We start from the raw sequence: 21,342 nt of genomic DNA, 5'->3' as shown, positions 1-21,342 counted from the left end.
CCATATATTAATCAATTATCAGTTTTAATAAATATCAATTAACTAATATATAGCTTTAATTAATTCTATACAATGACTAAACAAGATACACTTTGCTATTTGATAATATTAATTTTTTAGAGTTTATAAATTTTATATAGATAGGATTTATAAACTCCTTTTAGCAATAAGCTATGCTTCATTTGACTAAAGTATTTAATTTAGATTTTGTATGCAATATTTTCTTTAGCTTTTCGTTCAATACAAAACACTATTCTTCTGTTGTACTCATATTCTTGGAATTTATCATATCTATAGTTTTAATATTTTATGCTCTTTAATTATTAATTGGCTCACTATTTTAATTAAGCTAATATACTAATGATTCATAAATCTAAAAATCAAAGTATATATCAATAACAAAAATTCTCACCAGATGAATAGCATTCATAGCTATCTATTGCCTCTTGAATCTTATTACGAGATTCACTTACTACACACTTTGTATATCTCTCTAAATCTTTAATATAATCTTCTACATCATCTCTACAGGAATTTTTAAATGTTTTAAAAGATGTCGATGAACCAATACATATAGGTTTCATTGGCTCTCTACAATAACTATATAAAGTAGATACTAAAACTAAAGAAACAAAAATATATCTAAACATATTACGCTCCAAAATAAACATATAATAAAATAAAAAATAGATTCTACAATAAAAGAACTTATATAGAAATTACCTCTTAGGCTAAATCAAAAGTTAAAGGATAAGCTAAACATAAGAGTTCTTATTATTTTACATAGTTATAAACTATGTAATAATCCTTTGCATTGCTTTAATTAGCACAGTTTACTTTATTAATATTATTTTTTAACTAATCTAATCGTTTTATTGCTTATATTTACTTAATTTTTATCTATTTTATATCCTTAGCAAATGTGATAATAAACTCACTTCCTATATCTTTTTGGCTTTTTAGCTTTACTTTGGCGTGGTGTATATTTAAAACTGATTTAACTATTGATAGTCCTAATCCTGTGCCACCTACTTTTTTGCTATAACTTTTATCCACGCAATAAAATCTCTCAAATATCCGCTCTTGTGAGCTTGGCTCAATTCCTATGCCACTATCTTTTATGCTAAGCTCTACACAATCTTTTAAATTTTTTATCTTGATTTTGACATATCCGCCTGGGTGATTGTATTTAATAGCGTTATCGCATAGATTGAAAATAGCGTGTTCTAATAGCTCTTTTGAGCCGTGTATATAGGCCTCTTCAAGCTCAAATTTAAACTCAATATCATATTTTTTAGCTACGCTTTTTAAGTTAGAATAGACTTTTAAGAGTAGATTTTTAAGCTCTACTTTGCCAAATGGGATATTCTTAGTGCTAGATTCATCTAAAAATGATAATTTCAAAATATCTTCTATTAGGTGTAATAATCTTTTAGATTCATTATAAATTGTATCTATAAAATGCGGGATATCATCACTTTTTACAAGATTATTTCTAATCATCTCGGCATTTCCCATTATAGAAGTTAGCGGAGTTTTAAGCTCGTGAGTTACATTAGCGCTAAATTCTTTGCTTAAATTTTGGTTTCGCTTAAACTCTGTAATATCGCAAATAACGATAATTAGCCCTTTAAATTTGCCTTTTTGCGAAAAAATCGGCGAAAAGACAATTTCGCACTCCACTAAAGTCTCTTGCATAAACACTATCTGCTCCCTTATCTCGCAAGATATCTTGCCATCTTTGAAATCTCTTAAATTTTGTAATAAAAGCTTTAAAAATAGATCATTTTGAATTTGAGATATATTAGTATGTTTGGCTAAATTAGCAAAGTATTTTTGAGCGCTTGGGTTTATGCTTAGTATCTCGCCGGAGCGATTGATGATGATAAGGCCATCTTTCATACCTTTGGTTAGGGATTGTAGCTCTTGTCTTTTTTGTTTTAGATGCTTAAATTGGCTTTTGATAATTTTGTTTTGTTTTTTGAGAGTTTCAATTAAAATTTTAAGCTCTGGATATGGTAAATTCTCATCTAAATTCTTTAAATCTATATTGTAAATTGGGCGTAAAATTATATGCGTAAGGTATTTAGCTAGTAAAAATGAAAATATCAGCACCGCTATAATCTCAGCAACGATATAAGGGATAAAGCTCATAAATATCGCATATAGATAATCTTGTTCTTTTGAAATTCTTAAAACAAATTCCCCTTTTTCATTGGAGATTTTAAGCCCATAATATAAATTTCGCTTTAAAAGTGTATTAGAATAGCGTATATTTGTGGATTCTCCATCCTTTATCGCCTCTTTAAACTCGGCTCTATTGCTGTGATTATCCAAATTTAGATTATTTACTAAATTATCATATATCACAACTCCATTTTGGTCAATTATACTAATTCTATAAATCTCATCTAGGTCTTTTAAGCTTTGTATAGAGCCATTTTGGATAGATGATAAAACCTCGCTTTTAATGCTATAAGCATAATTTTTCAATCTATCAAAAAGCTCATTTTTAAGCACAGATTCTATAGAGAATATCAAAAATATATTGATAAATAAAGCTAGTGCTAATGTAGAAAAAATAATGAAATAAAATACCCTTTTTTGCATTCTACTCTCTTACTAACTTATAGCCAACTCCGTGAATTGTCCTAATCATATCAGACATATTACCAAGCTTTTTTCTTAGAGTTTTGATATGCATATCTATCGTTCTACTCTCTTTATCATAGCTATAGCCCCATATCATCTCCAAAAGCATATCACGGCTAAAAACCTGATTTGGATTTTGTAATAAAAACCCAAGTAATTCAAATTCTTTTAAGGTTAATTCCAAAGGCCTGCCATCAACCTTAACAATATGATTTTTATATGAAAACTCCAACCCATTAAAGCTTATATCGCTATTTGGCTCTTCTTTGGCTTTGCGTCTAGAGATCACCCTAATACGAGCCAAAAGCTCCATCACTCCAAAAGGTTTTGCGATATAGTCATCAGCACCTAGATCAAGGCCTTTGACCTTATTTATCTCACTATCAAGAGCTGTAAGCATCAAAACACAAATATCTTTATATTTAGCACTATTTTTAAGATCTTTTAAAATCTCAAATCCATCGCCATCTGGAAGCATAACATCAAGCACTAGAATTTGAGGGATTTCATCTTTTAAGGCTTTATAAAAGTCCTTAGCTAGGCTAAAGCCTTTTACTGGGATATTTTGGGATTTTAAAGCATAGCAAATAAGATCTAAAATCGCCCCTTCATCTTCTAAGACATATATCACTTAATTCCTTTACATTTGCCAAATTATAGCAAACTTACCCAAATTTCCCCATAACATAATCTTGAGTTTTTTTGTTTTTTGGTTTGTTAAATATCTTTTTTGTATCATCATATTCGATCACTTCGCCCATCAAGAAAAACGCCGTTTTATCCGAAATTCTGTGAGCTTGTTGCATATTATGAGTTACTATTATGATTGTATAATCTTTTTTGAGCTTTAAGACTAACTCCTCTATTTTGGCCGTGGATATAGGATCAAGTGCGCTAGTTGGCTCATCCATCAAGATAACTTCTGGATCTACAGCTAAGGTTCTAGCGATACATAATCTTTGTTGCTGGCCGCCACTAAGCCCTAAAGCCGAGCTATATAATCTATCTTTTAAATCATCCCACAAAGCAGCGTCTTTTAAGCTCTTTTCTACTATGCTATCTAGGGTATCTTTATCTTTTATGCCATGAGTCTTAGGGCCAAAAGTGATATTATCATATATACTCATAGCAAATGGATTTGGCTTTTGAAATACCATTCCTACACGCTTTCTAAGCAAATTTATATCATAATCTTTGCTATAAATATCCCTATCATGAAACAATATCCCCCCTTCAATCTTACAACCTTCTACTAGATCATTCATACGATTAAGGGTTTTGATAAATGTAGATTTACCACACCCACTAGGGCCTATAAAGGCTGTAACTTCACCTTTAGCAATCTCCATATTGATATTTTTTAATGCGTGAAATGTCCCATAATGTAAATTTAGTTTATTAATATCAAAGCACTTTTTCATCAACTATCCTTTAAAATCTTTTTAGCTACAAAATTTGAGATAAAATTCATAAAAAATACAATAACAATAAGCACCATCGCCGTGCTATAAGCTTCATTTATGTGAAGGCCTTCGCTAGATATAGCATACATATGAACGCTTAAAGTCCGCCCAGAATCCAATGCCCCAGCGATTTGTGCTACACTTCCAGAGGTATAAAGTAGCGCCGCACTCTCACCAACTATCCTGCCAATACTTAGGATAACACCGGCCAATATTCCAGCTGTAGCACTAGGCAAGATGATAGCAAATATAGTGCGAAGTTTGCTAGCCCCAAGAGCCAAAGATGCCTCTTTATAACCTATTGGGACAGATTTTAGAGCCTCTTCGCTACTTCTTAAAATAAGCGGTAAAATCATAATACTAAGAGTTAAAACCCCCGCTATAAAGCTAGTTTTAAATCCAAAATATATAACAAAAGCAAGATAACCAAACAACCCATACACAATACTTGGAATTCCCACCAAAGTATCAGAAGTAACCCTAATGAGATTTAAAATTTTGCTATCTTTTTTGCTATATTCATTTAGATAAATCGCCCCAAAAATCCCAAGTGGCATAGCAATAGCCAAAGAGCAAATAACCATATTTATAGTATTTATAAGTGCTGGCATTAAAGAGACATTTGTGCTATTATACTCCCACTCAAAGAGGCTTGGCGAGATATAGATAATACCTTTAATAAAGATAAAAAGCGTAATCCCCAAAAATACAAACAACACGCTAAAAATAGAAAATTTAAGTAAAAATGATAAAAATATAGATAGATAATCCCTACTCACTTTTTACCCCTTTTTAAAGCGCTAAAACTAATATTTATAATCAAAATAAAGACAAAAAGCACAACCGCATTAGCTATCAATACATCTTTATGTAAATCTGCTGCATAACCCATCTCAAGCACGATATTTGTAGTTAGAGTTCTTACTCCATCACTTAGTGAGTGTGGGATTTGAACCTGGTTTCCTGCTACCATGATAACAGCCATCGCCTCGCCAATAGCCCTGCCAACGCCTAAAATCACAGAGGCTAAAATACCGCTTTTGGCTGCTGGGACTATAGCGAAAAAGACAGCTCTCTCAGGCGATGCCCCAAGAGCCAAAGCACCTTCATAATAGCTCTTTGGCAAAGCCTCAATCGCTGCTTTTGATACTAAGATAATTGTAGGTAAAACCATAATTGCCAAGATCAAAGAAGCTGCCAAAATACTCTTACCTGAAACACCATCAAAGATATTAGATACCAAAGGCACCACTATCACAAGCCCGAAAAATCCATAAACAACAGATGGAATCGCACCTAATAGCTCAACGGCTGGCATGATAATCTTTTTTAACCCTTTTGGGCAAAAATAGGCCAAATACACAGCACTCAAAACCCCAATAGGCACGCCCAAAACTATAGCCAAAGCCGTTACATATATACTTCCTACAATCATAGGAAATATACCAAATATCTCCTCATCTGGATACCAATCCATACCAAAAATAAACTCCAAAAAGCCTATTTGTGATATAGTTGTAAAAGCGTTAAAAAACAAAAATAGAGCTATAGCGCCAACAGCAAAGATAGAAAAGCCGGCGCTAAGGGCAAAAAGCCCTTGAAAAAATCTCTCTTTAAGCATTATTTTACTTTTTCCCAAGTGGTAATATCGCCTGTAAAGATCTTTTTAACACTATCTTTGCTTAGCGAGTCAATTGGATTTGCTTTATTTACTATTACAGCTAGTCCATCTAGGGCTAAAACTTGAGTTTTTAAGCCGTTTTTTAACTCACTAGCTTTAAATTCTCTTGATACCATTGCGATATCGGCTATTTTTTCTATAGCTGAGTTAATCCCTGTTGTAGAGTCGCTTTGTTGGATCTCTATAGTTGCGTTTGGATTTAGTGATTTATAGCTCTCTTTTAATTTTTCCATTAATGGAGTAATTGAGCTAGACCCAGCAACTACGATCTTGCCGCTAGGTTTTTTTGAGCTAAATTCATTATTATATAGTGCGATATAGCCAGCTTTTTGGATTATGCTTTTAGCTTGATTTGAGCTAGTGTAACCTAAAAAGTCATTTACTAACTCATTATCACTACTTATAGCTAGATTAAATGGGCGAAAAACTGTGTAAGTTTTGTTATTGATATTTTCTACACTTGGTGCTACGCCATCTATTTTAACAGCTTTTACTGAATCATTTAAAGAGCCAAGTGATATGTAGCCAATAGCGTTTTTTGAGTTTGCAACTGTGGTTATCATAACGCCTGTTGAGTTTGTAACTTCAGCTTTTTTAGAAGTTGCGTCGATTTTTTTCTTACCAACTTGCTCTTTAACATCAAATATATCCACAAATGCGCCCCTTGTACCAGACCCCATCTCACGAGATATAGGATAGATATTTTCAGCTAATAAATAGCTATTAAGACCAAATAGCACAAATAGTGCAATGAGATATTTTTTAAACATTTTAACTCCTTGAATTTTAAGTTGCAAAATTATAAATAATAGTTGTAAAGTCAAAATGTAAAAAATGTAAATTTATCGTAAAGTTTTTTACAAAATAAATTTAAAAGAGTTTAATATTAATTATGATAAAATTACTCTTTTTTAAATTTAAGGATTTTTTGTATGATAAGATCAGTTTTGCCGCTTGGATTTATCGCAGCTTCTAGGTTTTTTGGGCTTTTTATTATTTTACCTGTTCTTAGTCTTTATGCGCTTGAGCTTGATGGGGCTAATGAGTTTTTAGCTGGACTTACTATCGGTGCTTATGCCATTACTCAGATGATTTTTCAGCTCCCTTTTGGTAGCTTAAGTGATAGATTTGGGCGTAAATTTATGATATTTGTGGGGCTAATTATATTTATAATCGGCTCATTTATTTGTGCTATTTCAACTGATATTTATACAATGTTATTTGGTAGATTACTCCAAGGTTGCGGCGCTGTGGGTGCTGTAGCAACTGCTATGATAAGCGATCTAGTTAGCGAAGACAAACGCTCCAAAGCTATGGCTATGATGGGTGGGATGATTGGGATCGCTTTTGCTATTTCTATGATTCTTAGTCCGCTTTTAAGCCGTGAATTTGGACTTTCTAGCCTATTTTATCTATCTATTATAGTAACTATTTTTTGTATATTTTTACTCTTTAGCGCTGTGCCAAAAGAGCCAAAAATTCATCATCACGACCCTAAAATTCCACTTACTAAACTACTTAAGCAAAAAGATCTAGCCATAATGAATTTAACAAATCTAATGCAAAAAATGCTTATAAGCTCTGCCTTTGTAGCTATCCCAATAGTTTTAGTAAAATCCTTAGAATATAGCGGAGATAACTTATGGATTGTCTATTTGATCTCTATGATTTTTGGATTTTTGGCTATGGGAATGGCTGGATTTTTAGGTGATGGCAAAGGACATAGCAAAAAGCTTTTATTGATCGGTGTGGTGCTATTTATCATCTCATTTATAGGCTTTGGCGTGGCAAATTCAGCTGTGAGCTTCATCATATTTGTAGTTATATTTTTCATAGGATTTAATATCCATGAGCCAATCATGCAAAGCTGTGCTAGTAAATTCGCCAAATCAAACCAAAGAGGCTCGGCACTTGGTATATTCAACTCATTTGGCTATTTAGGTAGCTTTCTTGGTGGGGCAGTGGGCGGATATCTATTACATAGCTATAATATCATGGCTTTAGCTGTGATATTAGCTGTGGCCTCAGCTATTTGGCTTTTAATCTTATTTCAATTAAGTGACCCAAGAATATTTCAAATCATACGCCTTAAAAACGCCGATATATCAATATTAGATAGTGTTAATGGCATAGTAGATCGCTACAAACAAAATGGATATAGTATAGTGAAATTCAACTCTAATATAATAAGCCGTGATGAGATTATCTCTATTTTAGGAGTGAGCAATGAAGAGCTATAATGAAAATCTACAAAATTTACTAAATCTCGCCCCAAAATGGGACTTTATAGAGAGAGTTTCGCTTGATAGAGCACTTGGGAGAATTTTAGCAGATGATATAATAGCCAAAAGTCCATATCCAGCCTATCCAACTTCAAGTATGGATGGCTATGCCATTAAATTTACAAATCAAAATAACAAAATTAAAATAATAAACATAGCCCCCGCCGGAAATAGCGATGATATTACCATATCTGAAAATGAGTGTGTCAAGACTCTTACAGGCGCCTTAGTATGCGATGGAGCCGATACTATTGTGCCTATAGAAAATGTCAAATTAAGTGGTGAGTATATAGAGATTACTAGGCCTGTATCGCAAGGATTTGCTATTAGAGAAGTTGGAGAGAGCTATAAAGAATCAGAGCTACTACTAAACTCTCGCACCAAACTTGGATATTGTGAGCTAGCTCTTTTGGCTGAATTAGGATATAGCTATATCAATGTCTTAGCCCGTCCTAGAGTTGCTATATTAAGCACGGGTAGTGAAGTTTTGGATATAGGCCAAACAAAAGAGCATAAAGCTCAAATTTATAGCTCAAATAGCATATCTATCTCATCTTTGCTTAAATATATGGGATGCGAGCCAATCATCATGCCAATCATCAAAGATGATAAACAAGCGATCCAAACCGCACTCCAAAACGCCCTAATCTCAGCTGATTTCATCATCACCACAGGTGGCGTTAGCGTGGGGGATTTTGACTTTATGCGTGATATCACAAGAGAGTCTAAAATCATCATAGATGGTGCTAACATCAAGCCTGGTAGGCATATCAAAGTAGCTAAAATCAATGATAAATTTATATTTGCTTTGCCTGGATTTGCCTATTCGGCGATGGTGACTTGTGTGCTGTTTTTTAGAGAATTTATAGAGCATATCTTTGGGTTAAATAAAAAAAATAGATTTAAAGCGATTTTAAAAGATGACTATACCAAAAAATCACCATTTGAAGAGTTTAGTGCCGCTAGTATAACCAACGAAAACGGCACTATCAAAATCTCCACCGCAACCAAAAAATCCGGTAGCTCAGCCATAGTAGGAAATCTCATAAATGGCGGTGTATTGTTAATTTGCCCAAGCGATAAAGATGGCTTAAAAGCTGGTGAAATAGTAGAATATATAGAAATTTAGCCAACCAAAGGGTTAAATTTCAAAACTTCAAAACCATATTTCGCCCCTTCAAAGCCTAAAAATCCTATGGTTCCTTTGATAGATTTATCTATTGAAAGTTTAGCTTTTATATCTTTTTGTCTTAAATGTATATTGATCTCATCGCCATCTTTTAACTTAGCAGCGATACCAAAGTAATTTCCCGCCCTAAACTCATCGCAATGCGGATGAGTAAATACCACAGCACTATCATAGCTTGGTATCGCTTCAAGCTCTACTAGCTCGCCATTTAATTCTACCTCATCGCCATTTAAATTTACTATTTTAAAGCCAAATTTGCCTTTAAACAGCGACAAAATCGCCTTTACACTACTCTCATTACTCTCAAAAATCTCATCACTAATAACGCAAATATCACAATTTTTGATAAATTCGCAAATAGACGGCAACTCCTCTTCGCCTATATTTGACTCACCGCTTAACTCACCACAATCAAGCTCATCCCAAAACTCCCCACCAAAGCCAAACTCCAAGCCTATAAGAGCCAAAGCGTAGCTTATAGCACCGATTTCACACTTGATAAAATTCGCTTTTATACTATCATCAAGCGGACTAATCACCATAATTTCATCATTTTTAAACTTATCAACAAGCTTAGGAGATTGTAAAGATAGCTTACTAGCAAGGCTTAAAATTTTCATCTATGATCCTTTAAAATTTGATTAATTATATCAAATTTGGATTAAGTAGGGCTTTAATTTTCTCACTTAAAAAAGCCTTGATTTTAGCTCTTAAAGGCAATTATTATTCTAAATTCTTATAAATTTCAATCTTATTTTAATCGCAGCTGATTTTATAATAATAAAATCTAAATTTAATCTTAATAAATTATAATATTTGGGTATTATCAAAATATATATGATAATGATTTTACAAATATGGTTAAGAAAATTGCGAATTTATCAAATTTTCTTATTAAAATATACTAAATTTATTGATTTAATGATATGAAAATCAATATCAATATATGAAAATTTAAGTTAAGATTTATAATCATTTATATATAATTTTGTCAAATTTAATATCAAAATTGAGTAATTTTATGGATATAAATAGCCAAATTTCACTAAATAATTTAGAGATAAAACCAAGCGATTTAGAGCTTTTGGGTGATTATTTTAGCATTATTCATCACACACCTGGTAGAATTAGACTACGAGCTAGTCTAAAGCTTAAAAATCTAGCCCAACAAAGCAAAATAGAAGCTAAAGAATTAATAGATAAACTAAATCAAATTCCACTAATCAAAGAGATTAAATTTAATAAATTAATCGGCTCTTTAACCTTGCATTATGATAAAGATATGCTTGAGCCAAGTCTATGGGAGGATGCTATAAATGGGCGCAATCTAGATAAAATTGCTATGATAATAAATAAAAATCTAAAGGATATAAAATGAGCATAGATAATCTTTTAAAAGCGTTAGATGATGAGTATAAAGCTTATAGCTTCTACTTTAGCGCTAGTGAATTTGGAGCACCATTTACTAATCTTTTAGAGGCTGAGGCAAATCATATAAATGCTATTATTTTCCATCTAAATGAGCTTGGTGCGCAAATACCGGCAAATCCTTATAGTTTTGCAACCCCTAAAAGCTTTGAAGAAGCAGCTGTTATAGCACTACAAAACGAACAAGCAAATGTAGAACTCTACAATACTCTAGTAACAAACGAGAACGATGCACAAATAATAGATACATTTTACAGGCTTCAAGCAGCTAGCTATAATAATCACATTCCATCCTTGCAAAATGCTCTAAATTTAAATCAAAATAACAATCTTTTAGAACAATTAAATCAAGGTAAAACCTTAATAAATGAGACTGCTATAATGGTGAATAAATTAAAAGATGGCTCACTAGGCCAGGATGAATTAGAGGGATTTTTAGGTAAATTAAATTACAGCTTAGTTGGAGGTGCGATTATTGGCGCTTTTAGCGTGATTATCGTAAATGAATTACTAAATAAAAATAAGGAGTAAAATATGGCATTACCATTTATCGCAGGTATCGCACTAGGTGCTGGAATCGCATTTGCATTTACTAAAAGAGATCAGATAGCAAAATCGCTTAGAAACTTAAATTTAGACAAAAAATTCCAGGATGGCATAACTGCTAGCAAAGCTACTATAACAAACATTAAAGAAAAAGTTCAAGACAAACCAGCAAGAAAAAAACCAGGCCGCAAACCAAAAGCAAAAATAGAAACTCAAGAGACTCCAAACTCTCAAGATGAGTCAAACCTAAAATCAGCTACCAATCTAAATTTAGAAAATAGCAATCCAAGGATTAATCAATGATAAACACAGGTGCGCCTCGTTCAGTGAGCGGACACGCAGTTAGTGGAGCAATTTTGGCACTTATGGCAAGCGGTGCATACCAATATGCTAAGTTAAAAGATGGTCAAATCACTCAAGATGAAGCTATTAAAACTACAATAAAATCAACACTTGAAGGTGCTGCAATTGGAGCATGTGCTATTGCCGCATCAAACACCATTGGCAATCCAAATAAAAGCACCTCAACTAAAATAGTAGAAGCTGCTACATATATTGCAATTGGCGGAGCCTTTGTCTATGGCGTCCAAAATGCATTTAAACCAAAAGAGTGTAAAATATTAAAAAATCAACAAAAAAGGTTAAATAATGATAAATAATAATCCTTATATTAAAAATGTAAATTCAAGCTCAAATCAGTCAAATTTAAATTTTCAAAATACACAAAATAATCAAAATACTCAAAATGGATTTTTAGATGGTATTTTTGGCGCTGGAAATAGTGGCGATTTCTTAAAAGGAGCATTAATTGGCGCAGCTGCTACATATATTTTAACAAATGAAAATGCTCAAAGAGCAATTTTTAAGGGATTTGCTAAAATTTCAACACTATTTGAATGCGGCTTAGAAGAGCTAAAAGAGCGTTATGAAGATGCAAAAGCTGAAGCTAGCGAGTAAGATATGCCTATAAAACTTCTGCACAAAACCAAATCTAGAGCTAGATTTGGCTATGAAGGTAGTGTAGATCCGCTCTTGCTTAGAGTTGCTATAGACTCTTTGCCAAATGTGATAGATGTACGCATAAATGGGATAATCAAAAGTATAATTATAAGCTATGAAGGCTCATTAGATCAAATTCAAAATCAAATTTCAGATATTTTAAAATCTAATGAAATCAAAAGCCAAAGCAAGAGCAAAAAAGATAGCTACATCGCACTAAGAAGCGAAATCCCAAGCTCATCTGAGGTGGTACGTGCTGCTAGTGCTTTAGCTATAGCTCCATTTCTTAGAAGTCCAGGGCTTAGTCTTAGTTTTAGCCTTTTAGCCTCCTTTCCATTGCTAAAAAGTGGATTAAAAGAGACATTTAGCGAAGGCATCACATCTCGTAGCCTTGAAGCTGCAGCCGTAGCAATTTCACTATATTTAAAAGACTATAAGGCAGCAAATTCAACCAATTTTATGCTGACTTTGGGTGAATATATAGAAGAGCTTACAATGTATAAAAGCGATGATCTTATCAAAGAACTAGCTAAACAAAAAGGCGGTATGGCGTGGGTTGAGAGTATAACTGATAGCAAAGTAACACTGCGTCAAATTCCAAGTGATGATATACAAATTGGCGATATTGTAGTAGTAGGTGCTGGCGATACTATATATATAGATGGTCACATCATCGATGGAGAAGCTTTAATAAATCAAATTTCAATGACAGGAGAAGCTACTCCAGCTAGTAAAAGTAGAGGCGATAGAGTGCTAAGTGGTACAATAGTTCAAGAAGGTAAGATTAAAATATGGGCTGAAGCTGTAGGCGATCACACTGCTACTAATCGCATAAAATCATATATCCAGTCCACACTAGATGAACGCTCAAACCAAGAATTAACTGCTTCAAAAATGGCTGACTCTTTAGTGCCAATTACTCTTAGTCTTGCTGGATTGAGCTATGCTATGACTGGCGAACTAGTGCGTGCTGCTAGCGTGCTTCAAGCTGATTATTCTTGTGCTTTAAAACTCACTACTCCAGTAGCATTTAAATCAGCTATATCAAGTGCTGCTAAAGAGGGAATTATCGTAAAGGGTGCTAAAAGTTTAGAGAGTCTTCAGCTAAGTGAAATATTTGTCTTTGATAAAACTGGAACGCTAACAAATGGCGATCTAGAAGTATTAAAAGTGCACTCATTTCATCAAGAATGGGATGCTAATCAAGTATTAAATTTAGCAGCAAGCATTGAAGAACACTACTTTCATCCAGTAGCACAAGCCGTAGTAAGAGCAGCTAAAGAGAATAATTTTGACCATTTTCATCATGATGAGGTAACATTTATAGTAGCTCATGGTGTAAAAAGTGAAGTAGGTAAAAAAAGTGTAGTAATTGGCTCAAGACATTTCTTAGAAGATGATGAGTGTATAAGCTTTCAAGAGCACTCTAAAGAGATAGATGAAATATTAAAAAATGGAGATACGCCTTTATTTATCGGATTTGATGGTAAACTATTAGGAGTTATACTGCTTAAAGATACTATTAGACCAAATTCCAAAGAGGCTCTAAAAAGACTTAAAAAAAGCGGTGTAAAAGAATTTATAATGCTTACTGGAGATAGTAAAAGTAAGGCAAAAGCCATTGCTAAAGAGCTTGGTATAACAAATTATTATGCAGAGCTGCTACCGACTGACAAAGCTAAAATTCTAGATGAGATTATGCTAAAAGCAGCCAAACATGGTCAAAAAGTTGCTTTTGTAGGTGATGGAATAAATGATGCTCCAGCACTAGTGCGAGCCGATATAGGTATTGGAATGCACAAAGGTGCTGACATAGCCAAAGCTAGCGCAGATGTAGTATTACTGCGTGATGATATAGAAGCTGTAGCAGATGCTAGAGAGCTAGCTATATCTTGTCTATCAAAGGTTAATAATAGCTTTAAGGTCACAGTGGGGGTAAATTCACTCATATTGATACTAGCAAGTTTAGGCAAACTCTCACCTATACAAACTGCCATAGCGCATAACGGTACAACAATAGCTTTATTGCTTAACGCACTTAGGCGAATTCGTATCAAGAGGGATGGATAATGCCAATTTTAATTACTATAGGAGTGATTGGTAGCCTAGTATTGAGCGTGCAAACTAATCTAAGAGCATATAAAAAAATCAAAAATAGGAAAAAAAATGAACGCAGTAAAAGAGCTTAAAAAACCAAAAATTAGCCTAGAGACTAAAAGAGAAATAGCAAAGATTGGTATGAGTAGTAGCCTGCTTTTAACCGCTAGTACGGCACTATTTATGAAAAATAAAACCGCCAAAGCTGTACATATTGTAAGCGGTGTAGCGCTAGTAGGATTTTGCCTATATCACGCATCGCTTTATCCTAAAGGGAAGTAAAAATTATCACTAAATATGAAAGTGTAGTAATATAAAAATTATAACTATGCTTTCATAGTACATATAAAAATAGTATTATCTTATATTGCCGCTTTGCTTAAACTCAAAAATTAATCTGGCGGTCTATAACCCCTATCTTTATCACGCTTTTTCATTAAATCCTTTTTACGATTTTCTAAATTTATAGCATCATTTAATGCATCTTCACTATCAAATTTAGTACCATCTAAAAATTTTGAATAATCATCAAATTGTCTAGTTTTTACTCCCCACAAAAGTCCAAAAAGCGCAGCAGCACCAAGCAAAGTAGAGATCCCTAGCATTATAGCTATTACACCACTCATTTTTATCCTTTTAATTTGATTTTTGTAGAGTTTAATACCACTATAATGGAGCTAAGCGACATCGATATTGCCGCAAATAGCGGGATAATAAACCCAGCCATAGCTAGTGGAATAGTAAGGGCATTGTATATTAAAGTAAAACCTAAATTTTGCTTAATAGTTTTAAATGTCAATCTTGAAAGATTAAGCGCTTTTACAAGTGAGTTTAAATTATCATCTAGCAGTACTACATCGCTTCTTTCAACGCTAATTTGCGCTCCACTACCCATACAAATACCCACACTAGCCATACTTAGTGCAACCACATCATTAACCCCATCTCCTACCATAACTACTGGAGTTTTTGCGTTTAATTCCTTAATTATTTGCGATTTTTGCAATGGATCTTTACTAGCATAAAACTCGCTAATTCCTAATCTTTTAGCTATCTTACTAGCAGTAATTTCATTATCTCCGGTTAGCATCACAACTTTATATCCACTATTTTGTAAAGACTTAATCACATCTGCAGATTCATCCCTTAATTCATCTTCAAGTTCAAATTTAGCCACAACCTCGCCATCTATAGCAAAATAATAATTAAGTCCATTATCCTCAAACTCCCCAAATCCTAACTTGCTCATAAATCGCGAACTACCACCATAAATAGTTAAATCGCCATATTTTGCACTCATTCCTAGACCGCTATAGCTTGTTATATCGCTCAAATTTAGCTGTTGATTAATACTAAAATCCCTAATAGCCACACTTACTGGATGAGTAGAAGCAAGAGTTAAAGAGTATAATAAAGATGAATTATACTCTTTTAGTTTTATTGCTTTAATTACACTTAGTTTTGATTTTGATAAAGTACCAGTCTTATCAAAAACTACACAATCACACTTTGCTAAACTCTCAATTACCTTAGCCTCTTTAAAGATTATTCCACCACGCATTGCGCTACCTAAAGCTATTAAAGTAGCTACTGGAGTAGCAAGACTTAAAGCACACGGACAAGCGATGATAATCACACTAATAGCTACTATAATTGCTGTGCTAATCTGTTCAGAATTAAATAGCCATACCCCAAATGTCCCAAGTCCTAAAAGCAAAATCACTAAAGAGAATTTGGCCGAAATTTGATTAGCTAAAAGCTCTATTTTTGGTTTTTTAAAGCTTGCTTTATTTAAAAGATCTATAATCTTACTAAGAACTGAACTTTTAAAAAGCTCAGTTGCTTCATACTCTATACTTCCATCTATGCACATAGCCCCGCTTATAATCTTCTTACCAGGACCAATCAACACTGGCAAGCTCTCTCCAGTAATGCTACTTAAATCAAAGCTACCAGCCCCACTAACTACACTACCATCAATCATTACACGCTCACCGCTACGCACTTTGATGATATCTCCTAATTTTACATCATTGACATCTTTTAACTCAAATTTATCATTAGATTTTACATAAATTTGATTTACCAAAAGAGAGCCAAGCAGATCAAGAGTATCTATTGATTTTTTCTTGCTAATAACCTCAAGAAATTTACCAACAAATACAAAAGTAATAATCATCGCTACAGAGTCAAAATATACCTCGCCATTTCTACTAAGCATCGCATAAACTGAGTAAAAATAGGCTATACTTGCTCCAGCAGCAATACTTAAATCCATATTGGCTTGGCGATTTTTAATAGCATAATATGCCCCTTTAAAAAACTCACTACCAGTATAAAAAAGTACCGGCGAGGCCAAAATAAACTCTGCAAAATGTAAGATATCTTTTATATCCTTACTCATTCCACTAAAGTATCCGCCATATAAGGCTACAGCCACCCACATAATATTCATCGTACAAAATATCCCTACAAGCATCTTAGCATAAAACTCTCTACGCTTTTGACTTGCTCTTGCATCGGCTTTTTGTGGATCATATGGGATTGGAGTATAGCCAATAGAGCTGATTTTATGCAAAATTTGATCTAATGTGATAATGCTATCATCCCATTTTATATGCGCTTTTTGACTGGCTGAATTTAGCGATACTTCTATAATTCCATCGCTTGAGATTAATACTTTTTCATTTAACCATACACAAGCCGAGCAATGAATTCCTTCTATAATTATATAAATTTCACAAAATCCATCGCTATTTTTGACATAATTTTTATAAAATGTCTCAGTATCAATTTTAGTTAAATTTGGTGCTTTGAAATGTTTTTGATTGCCTAATTTATCGTAGAATTCAGATAGATTATGAGAATTTAAAAACCCATATACATTCATACATCCATTACAGCAAAACTCATGTCCGCTATCATCTTTTATAGCAACACTTTGATCAAACTCACCCTTACAATGTAAACAGATAAAATTTCCCATACTAGCCCTAAATTTTTATAAGATTTTATAATAAATTTACTTACATATCGCTCATAAACTCAAATTTAGCCTACAAAATCCATCTAATTTTTAAGCAAATTTAGGCTAAAATTAACCCTATACTTCCAAAAAGGGCAAAAATGCGTGGATATAAGATTTTTTCTGGGACAGCAAATGTAGAGTTTTCAAAAATGGTGGCTAAATATCTTGGAATTCCACTTAGCGAAGCTAGTATAAAGAGATTTAGCGATGGAGAGATTAGCGTACAAATAGGCGAAAGTGTGCGGGGTAAAGATGTTTTTATCATTCAGCCAACCTGTGCTCCAGCCAATATAAACCTAATGGAGCTACTAATCCTAACTGATGCTCTAAAACGCTCAAGTGCAAGCTCTATAACAGCAGTGGTGCCATACTTTGGCTATGCTAGACAAGATAGAAAAGCTGCTCCAAGAGTACCAATTACAGCAAAATTAGTAGCAAATATGATGCAAACCGCCGGCATAGATAGAGTAGTTACTATGGATCTTCACGCTGGGCAAATTCAAGGATTTTTTGATATTCCAGTAGATAATCTTTATGGAACTATTGTATTTTTAGACTATGTAAAGAGTAAAAATCTTAAAAATCCTATTGTGGCAAGCCCTGATGTAGGTGGCGTAGCTCGTGCTAGAAGTCTTGCTAAAAGCTTAAATCTAGATATGGTAATAGTAGATAAACGCCGTGAAAAGGCCAATGAAAGCGAAGTTATGAATATCATAGGCGATGTAAATGGCAAGGATGTAATCTTAATCGATGATATGATCGATACAGCAGGCACAATAGTCAAAGCCGCTGAAGTATTTAAGAAAAATGGCGCCACAAGCGTAATGGCCTTTTGTACTCATCCGGTTTTAAGCGGGCCTGCGTATGATAGGATAAATAGCGGAGCCTTAGATGAGCTAGTCACGACTGATACCATCCCACTCAAAGAGCAAAGCCCATATATTAAGGTTTTAAGTACTGCCCCATTATTTGGCGAGGTAATCCGCAGAGTATATCATGATGAAAGCGTAAATAGCCTATTTTCGTAAAAGATTATGGATTTTAATGCAAAAGTCTATCTTTTATCATTTAATTAAATAAAATAGTTTTACTCATTATGATTTAAAATGTATTAGCCTTAAATAAAATATTCAAGGCTAATACATAAAGTATAAGTTAAATAAATCAATACAACCCAGAACCACTAGAGAGTTCCCAAAGTGGCATAAAAATTCCAAGCCCCAAAAGTAGTACTGCCCCAGCTATTGCTATTAGTAAAACTGGCTCTAAACTCCCATTTAACCCATCGATAAGCGTGTCATATTTTTGCTTATAAAACTTTGATACATGAGCAAACATCTCATCAATTACTCCGCTTGTTTGTCCAGCCTTTATAATCTGGATAGCTATTTTCTCATATACATGAGCACCTTCAAAAGCCTTGCTAAGCGTCTGCCCGCTATGGATATCCATTGCTACAAAAGCGATTTTACTGCTTATATAACTATTTTCTACAACACCATTTGCGATATTTATAGCCTTATCAATTGACATTCCAGCACTTATCAATCGTGATAAAATCAGACTAAATTTAGTCAATGAACCATATAAAATCAACCCCTTAAGCAATGGAATTTTAAGCAAAAAATTATCAAATTTTATCCTAAATTTAGAGTTAAATCTATAAAAATACCAAATCAAAAATCCAATAAAAATTATCCCAAATAATGCCAAAAATCCATAACTAGCAATAAAACTCTCAAGCCCTAAAAGTATTCTAGTAGCCAGCGGAAGCTCTCCGCCTATAGCTGCAAATACTCCAGCAAATGATGGTACTACCATCACAATTAATAGATTAAACGCTATTATCAAAGAGAGTAAAACTATCATAGGATAACGAAGCGCTCTTTTAAATTTTGCCTTATTTTTTGCCATCTCATTGAGCATATCACTAAGCATAAAAAGCGCCTCAGGCAACCGTCCGCTATTTTGTCCCAGAGCAAACATCGCTACGCTAACTGCTCCTAGTTCACTTTTAAACCCGCTAAGAGCTTGCTCAAGACTCAGACCAGAGTGTAAATCTGAGCTAATATCATCTAAAATTTTCCTAAGTATAGGGTTATGGCACCCTTGCGCCACGCTAGAAAAAGCCTCAAGAACACTTACTCCAGCCTCCATTAAGGTTCCAATCTGCCTAATATAAATAGCTAAAACTCCGCTATCAATCCGCCTAAATTTTGCTCCAAGCCCAACTTTACTCTCCTCGCTAATAGCAATAATCTCGCCGCTTGAAGATAAAATCTCTTTAGCATTTTCTAAATTTGATGCAGTAATAGTACGAGTTATTGTAGCATTATTGGTAATAATTTTAGCATTATATCGTCTCATTGTCTTAACTAATTAAATCAGGCTTAATATCTCTTCAAGACTAGTAACTCCACTATCTACTAGCTCCATAGCGCTTACTTCCATAGGGATAAAACCTTCACGCTTAGCCTCTGCTAGAATAATCCCACTAGACTCGCCACGAGCCATAAGCGAAGCTAAATTCGCACTAATTTCTAAAACCTCACTAATGACAACTCTACCACTATATCCAGTTCCTACACAGTTAGGGCAACCATGAGCCTTATATCGTCCATTCTCAACCATCTCTTTGCAATACAAGCAAAGCTTTCTAGCCAAACGCTGTGCCATAATCGCTATAATAGCACCACTAATAAGATAACGCTCCAACCCCATATCCATCATTCTATCTATAGCACTAATAGCATTATTAGTATGTAATGTACTAAGTACCAAATGGCCAGTAAGAGCTGCACCTACAGCTGTACGCAAACTTTGATAATCCCTAATCTCACCTATCATTATAATATCTGGATCTTGTCGAAGCGCTGAACGCAACGCCTCTTCAAAACTAATTGCGCTTCTATGCCCAACAGCAACTTGCTGAAGATAGCTCATTTGATACTCTACTGGCTCTTCTATGGTAATAATCTTTTTAGTTGGCCCTTTTAGCTCATTAAGTGCTGAGTAAATAGTAGTAGTTTTACCGCTTCCTGTTGGGCCAGTAACTAAAATCATTCCATAGTTTTTATAAATCACACGCTTTAAAGTGCTAAAATTCAACTCATTTAATCCTAAATTTTGCAAATTTACAATCATCTTATGACTATCAAGAATCCTAAGCACTACACTTTGCCCATCAATAATAGGCAAAACTGAAATTCTAAAATCAATACTTCTGCCATTTATATCATATGAAAATCTACCATCTTGTGCTTTTTTATGTTCAGCAATATCTAAATTTGCAAGCAGCTTTAACCTACCAATTAACCCAGCATATATATCACTATCAAATTCAAATAACTCACATAAAACCCCATCAATACGCACTCTAATCACACAACCAAAACTAGTTGGCTCAATGTGAATATCGCTAGAGTTTAGATCTATAGCACTATTTAACACCCTATCAATAAGCCGTAAAACTGCGCTATCATCATTAGATCCTTTGGAATTGATTTGCACTTTTACCTGTGAAATTATGGCATTTAAACCATAATGAAGCGGAAGTTTAGCAAGTATTCTATCTAGCTTAGTTGGTTGGATGATTAGAGGTTTTATGATTTTATCTTTATAGATATTGCGAAGCCTTAAAAGTGCACTTGTATTAAATGGATTTTTCATAGCAACACTAATGATATTAGTCTCAAATTTAATAGGTAAAATCTCAAATTTAACCATTATATCTAATGGCAAACTATCAGCCAAAGTGTAATCTACCACACTTATATCAGCTATCTCATAGCCAAATTGAACACTTATAAGCTCACAAATCTCATCTTCGCTTATAGCTAGTTCTTTAGCTGCAGCAGATAGAGTTATGCTAGAGTTTTGCAGCTTTTTTAACATCTCGTTCATAGCGCTCTCTTTAGTTTGAGCTTATTTAGTGTTATTGGCTCATTAGTTAAAAATAAAATTATAAATTTAAGGTT

22 protein-coding genes are annotated in these 21,342 nt (G+C 33.7%); 10 read left to right on the top strand and 12 right to left on the bottom strand.

All coding sequences use genetic code 11. The annotated features are described in order from the left end of the window. Positions 1–392: 392 nt before the first annotated feature. The 7 genes from CIGNP85_RS07555 to CIGNP85_RS07525 all read right to left on the bottom strand — a co-directional run bounded on the left by CIGNP85_RS07555 (position 393) and on the right by CIGNP85_RS07525 (position 6,566). A complete protein-coding gene (locus CIGNP85_RS07555; RefSeq protein WP_141031563.1) occupies positions 393–584 on the bottom strand; it encodes a hypothetical protein in 192 nt (63 codons plus the stop codon). Positions 585–900: 316 nt separating this feature from the next. After that, complete coding sequence (locus tag CIGNP85_RS07550) at positions 901–2,610, bottom strand: sensor histidine kinase (RefSeq protein ID WP_086287723.1); 1,710 nt, start codon at positions 2,608–2,610, stop codon at positions 901–903. 1 nt (position 2,611) lies between these two features. Continuing rightward, positions 2,612–3,283 (bottom strand): response regulator transcription factor, encoded by a 672-nt coding sequence (locus CIGNP85_RS07545; protein ID WP_086243484.1) that lies wholly within the window; start codon positions 3,281–3,283, stop codon positions 2,612–2,614. A 34-nt stretch (positions 3,284–3,317) separates the two neighbouring features. Then, positions 3,318–4,073: a phosphate ABC transporter ATP-binding protein PstB gene (gene pstB, locus CIGNP85_RS07540; protein ID WP_086236091.1), complete on the bottom strand. Its 756-nt coding sequence runs from the start codon at positions 4,071–4,073 to the stop codon at positions 3,318–3,320. Continuing rightward, positions 4,073–4,894: a phosphate ABC transporter permease PstA gene (gene pstA, locus CIGNP85_RS07535; RefSeq protein WP_086226861.1), complete on the bottom strand. Its 822-nt coding sequence runs from the start codon at positions 4,892–4,894 to the stop codon at positions 4,073–4,075. Before pstA ends, pstB begins: the two co-directional genes overlap by 1 nt. Then, positions 4,891–5,736 (bottom strand): phosphate ABC transporter permease subunit PstC, encoded by an 846-nt coding sequence (gene pstC, locus CIGNP85_RS07530; protein WP_086229816.1) that lies wholly within the window; start codon positions 5,734–5,736, stop codon positions 4,891–4,893. Before pstC ends, pstA begins: the two co-directional genes overlap by 4 nt. Further along, on the bottom strand, positions 5,736–6,566 hold the full coding sequence (locus CIGNP85_RS07525) for a substrate-binding domain-containing protein (RefSeq protein ID WP_086241779.1): 831 nt from the start codon (positions 6,564–6,566) through the stop codon (positions 5,736–5,738). Before CIGNP85_RS07525 ends, pstC begins: the two co-directional genes overlap by 1 nt. A gap of 162 nt (positions 6,567–6,728) precedes the next feature. Between CIGNP85_RS07525 and CIGNP85_RS07520 the strand changes: the two genes are divergently transcribed. Continuing rightward, a complete protein-coding gene (locus CIGNP85_RS07520) occupies positions 6,729–8,036 on the top strand; it encodes an MFS transporter (RefSeq protein ID WP_086241780.1) in 1,308 nt (435 codons plus the stop codon). After that, positions 8,023–9,207: a molybdopterin molybdotransferase MoeA gene (locus CIGNP85_RS07515; protein WP_086241781.1), complete on the top strand. Its 1,185-nt coding sequence runs from the start codon at positions 8,023–8,025 to the stop codon at positions 9,205–9,207. The genes CIGNP85_RS07520 and CIGNP85_RS07515 overlap by 14 nt, the downstream gene beginning before the upstream one ends. Here the strand turns inward: CIGNP85_RS07515 and CIGNP85_RS07510 are convergent. Next, positions 9,204–9,887, bottom strand: a complete 684-nt coding sequence (locus CIGNP85_RS07510) for a hypothetical protein (protein WP_086239198.1) — start codon at positions 9,885–9,887, stop codon at positions 9,204–9,206. The genes CIGNP85_RS07515 and CIGNP85_RS07510 overlap by 4 nt on opposite strands. A 401-nt stretch (positions 9,888–10,288) precedes the next feature. Between CIGNP85_RS07510 and CIGNP85_RS07505 the strand changes: the two genes are divergently transcribed. The 7 genes from CIGNP85_RS07505 to CIGNP85_RS07475 all read left to right on the top strand — a co-directional run bounded on the left by CIGNP85_RS07505 (position 10,289) and on the right by CIGNP85_RS07475 (position 14,619). Continuing rightward, complete coding sequence (locus tag CIGNP85_RS07505) at positions 10,289–10,645, top strand: HMA2 domain-containing protein (RefSeq protein ID WP_086225585.1); 357 nt, start codon at positions 10,289–10,291, stop codon at positions 10,643–10,645. After that, entirely contained in the window at positions 10,642–11,226 is a 585-nt protein-coding gene (locus CIGNP85_RS07500) for a hypothetical protein (protein ID WP_086225586.1), read from the top strand. Before CIGNP85_RS07505 ends, CIGNP85_RS07500 begins: the two co-directional genes overlap by 4 nt. A gap of 3 nt (positions 11,227–11,229) precedes the next feature. Continuing rightward, positions 11,230–11,544 (top strand): hypothetical protein, encoded by a 315-nt coding sequence (locus tag CIGNP85_RS07495; RefSeq protein ID WP_086287722.1) that lies wholly within the window; start codon positions 11,230–11,232, stop codon positions 11,542–11,544. Continuing rightward, positions 11,541–11,900, top strand: a complete 360-nt coding sequence (locus tag CIGNP85_RS07490) for a hypothetical protein (RefSeq protein ID WP_086225588.1) — start codon at positions 11,541–11,543, stop codon at positions 11,898–11,900. The genes CIGNP85_RS07495 and CIGNP85_RS07490 overlap by 4 nt, the downstream gene beginning before the upstream one ends. Further along, a complete protein-coding gene (locus CIGNP85_RS07485; protein WP_236845147.1) occupies positions 11,890–12,198 on the top strand; it encodes a YtxH domain-containing protein in 309 nt (102 codons plus the stop codon). The genes CIGNP85_RS07490 and CIGNP85_RS07485 overlap by 11 nt, the downstream gene beginning before the upstream one ends. A 3-nt stretch (positions 12,199–12,201) precedes the next feature. Continuing rightward, positions 12,202–14,310 (top strand): heavy metal translocating P-type ATPase, encoded by a 2,109-nt coding sequence (locus CIGNP85_RS07480; RefSeq protein ID WP_086229808.1) that lies wholly within the window; start codon positions 12,202–12,204, stop codon positions 14,308–14,310. Positions 14,311–14,406: 96 nt separating this feature from the next. Next, positions 14,407–14,619, top strand: coding sequence for a hypothetical protein (locus tag CIGNP85_RS07475; protein ID WP_086225590.1), 213 nt, complete (start codon positions 14,407–14,409; stop codon positions 14,617–14,619). Positions 14,620–14,729: 110 nt separating this feature from the next. Here the strand turns inward: CIGNP85_RS07475 and ccoS are convergent, their stop codons facing one another. Continuing rightward, positions 14,730–14,963 (bottom strand): cbb3-type cytochrome oxidase assembly protein CcoS, encoded by a 234-nt coding sequence (gene ccoS / locus CIGNP85_RS07470; RefSeq protein ID WP_086225591.1) that lies wholly within the window; start codon positions 14,961–14,963, stop codon positions 14,730–14,732. A 2-nt stretch (positions 14,964–14,965) separates the two neighbouring features. Further along, positions 14,966–17,323, bottom strand: a complete 2,358-nt coding sequence (locus CIGNP85_RS07465) for a heavy metal translocating P-type ATPase (protein ID WP_086225592.1) — start codon at positions 17,321–17,323, stop codon at positions 14,966–14,968. A 140-nt stretch (positions 17,324–17,463) separates the two neighbouring features. Here CIGNP85_RS07465 and CIGNP85_RS07460 point away from each other — a divergent pair, with 140 nt between their 5' ends. Further along, complete coding sequence (locus CIGNP85_RS07460; protein ID WP_086225593.1) at positions 17,464–18,393, top strand: ribose-phosphate pyrophosphokinase; 930 nt, start codon at positions 17,464–17,466, stop codon at positions 18,391–18,393. Between the two features lie 136 nt (positions 18,394–18,529). On the opposite strand, the gene CIGNP85_RS07455 is transcribed toward CIGNP85_RS07460, so the two are convergent. Both CIGNP85_RS07455 and CIGNP85_RS07450 read right to left on the bottom strand, forming a co-directional pair. After that, a complete protein-coding gene (locus CIGNP85_RS07455; RefSeq protein ID WP_086287720.1) occupies positions 18,530–19,732 on the bottom strand; it encodes a type II secretion system F family protein in 1,203 nt (400 codons plus the stop codon). Between the two features lie 12 nt (positions 19,733–19,744). Beyond that, entirely contained in the window at positions 19,745–21,268 is a 1,524-nt protein-coding gene (locus CIGNP85_RS07450; protein WP_086287718.1) for a GspE/PulE family protein, read from the bottom strand. Positions 21,269–21,342 lie beyond the last annotated feature (74 nt).

This window comes from Campylobacter sp. P0085, from assembly GCF_002139495.1.
Classification (GTDB): domain Bacteria; phylum Campylobacterota; class Campylobacteria; order Campylobacterales; family Campylobacteraceae; genus Campylobacter; species Campylobacter devanensis.
This window is presented reverse-complemented; position numbering and strand designations above follow the sequence as displayed.

Bases quoted from the DNA above. Each gene is read 5' to 3' on its own strand.
- CIGNP85_RS07555 (WP_141031563.1), bottom strand. From the start codon at position 584: ATGAAACCTATATGTATTGGTTCATCGACATCTTTTAAAACATTTAAA.
- CIGNP85_RS07550 (WP_086287723.1), bottom strand. From the start codon at position 2,610: ATGCAAAAAAGGGTATTTTATTTCATTATTTTTTCTACATTAGCACTA.
- pstB (WP_086236091.1), bottom strand. From the start codon at position 4,073: ATGAAAAAGTGCTTTGATATTAATAAACTAAATTTACATTATGGGACA.
- pstC (WP_086229816.1), bottom strand. From the start codon at position 5,736: ATGCTTAAAGAGAGATTTTTTCAAGGGCTTTTTGCCCTTAGCGCCGGC.
- CIGNP85_RS07525 (WP_086241779.1), bottom strand. From the start codon at position 6,566: ATGTTTAAAAAATATCTCATTGCACTATTTGTGCTATTTGGTCTTAAT.
- CIGNP85_RS07520 (WP_086241780.1), top strand. From the start codon at position 6,729: ATGATAAGATCAGTTTTGCCGCTTGGATTTATCGCAGCTTCTAGGTTT.
- CIGNP85_RS07515 (WP_086241781.1), top strand. From the start codon at position 8,023: ATGAAGAGCTATAATGAAAATCTACAAAATTTACTAAATCTCGCCCCA.
- CIGNP85_RS07510 (WP_086239198.1), bottom strand. From the start codon at position 9,887: ATGAAAATTTTAAGCCTTGCTAGTAAGCTATCTTTACAATCTCCTAAG.
- CIGNP85_RS07505 (WP_086225585.1), top strand. From the start codon at position 10,289: ATGGATATAAATAGCCAAATTTCACTAAATAATTTAGAGATAAAACCA.
- CIGNP85_RS07500 (WP_086225586.1), top strand. From the start codon at position 10,642: ATGAGCATAGATAATCTTTTAAAAGCGTTAGATGATGAGTATAAAGCT.
- CIGNP85_RS07495 (WP_086287722.1), top strand. From the start codon at position 11,230: ATGGCATTACCATTTATCGCAGGTATCGCACTAGGTGCTGGAATCGCA.
- CIGNP85_RS07490 (WP_086225588.1), top strand. From the start codon at position 11,541: ATGATAAACACAGGTGCGCCTCGTTCAGTGAGCGGACACGCAGTTAGT.
- CIGNP85_RS07485 (WP_236845147.1), top strand. From the start codon at position 11,890: ATGATAAATAATAATCCTTATATTAAAAATGTAAATTCAAGCTCAAAT.
- CIGNP85_RS07480 (WP_086229808.1), top strand. From the start codon at position 12,202: ATGCCTATAAAACTTCTGCACAAAACCAAATCTAGAGCTAGATTTGGC.
- CIGNP85_RS07475 (WP_086225590.1), top strand. From the start codon at position 14,407: ATGAACGCAGTAAAAGAGCTTAAAAAACCAAAAATTAGCCTAGAGACT.
- ccoS (WP_086225591.1), bottom strand. From the start codon at position 14,963: ATGAGTGGTGTAATAGCTATAATGCTAGGGATCTCTACTTTGCTTGGT.
- CIGNP85_RS07465 (WP_086225592.1), bottom strand. From the start codon at position 17,323: ATGGGAAATTTTATCTGTTTACATTGTAAGGGTGAGTTTGATCAAAGT.
- CIGNP85_RS07460 (WP_086225593.1), top strand. From the start codon at position 17,464: ATGCGTGGATATAAGATTTTTTCTGGGACAGCAAATGTAGAGTTTTCA.
- CIGNP85_RS07455 (WP_086287720.1), bottom strand. From the start codon at position 19,732: ATGAGACGATATAATGCTAAAATTATTACCAATAATGCTACAATAACT.
- CIGNP85_RS07450 (WP_086287718.1), bottom strand. From the start codon at position 21,268: ATGAACGAGATGTTAAAAAAGCTGCAAAACTCTAGCATAACTCTATCT.